Raw genomic sequence first — 487 nt, forward strand, 5'->3', positions numbered from 1 at the left:
TGTTCTGGTGACAGTTCCGTTACAATCTGTGCCAACTATAGCAGCGTCTGTTCCGGCTACACTTCCTGAACCATCGCAATTATCTGTCCAAGATAAATTGCTCATCACTGGGACATCGTCGATACAACTTACAGTGACATCGGCTGGGGCTGCTGCGAATACTGGATTCGTAGCATCCTCTATAATAATATCTTGTGTTACATTGATACTGTTTCCACAAGCATCTGTTACTGAATAGGTTCTGGTAATGATCTTGGGATTTGTATTTCCATCATCCACATCACTTACAAAGGCGACAACTGGATTAGCTGTGCAATTATCTGCTTCATCTGTTACCACTGAAATATCAGCCGTTGGTAAACTGGCGATACATTCTATGGTAATATTGGCTGGATTGCTTGCTGTTGGATTTACATTATCTAAGATTGTAATAGTCTGTGTTGTAGATGCTGTATTTCCGCCTCCATCTGTATAAGTCCATGTTCTG

The 487-nt window shown here is 41.5% G+C and carries 1 protein-coding gene; it reads right to left on the bottom strand.

Features of this window, described 5'->3' with window-relative positions:
* A partial coding sequence (locus HNS40_RS22745) for a hypothetical protein (protein WP_216664215.1) occupies positions 1-487 on the bottom strand: 487 nt, incomplete at both ends.

Origin of the sequence: Lentimicrobium sp. S6, from assembly GCF_013166635.1 — a bacterium.
Taxonomy (GTDB): domain Bacteria; phylum Bacteroidota; class Bacteroidia; order Bacteroidales; family UBA12170; genus UBA12170.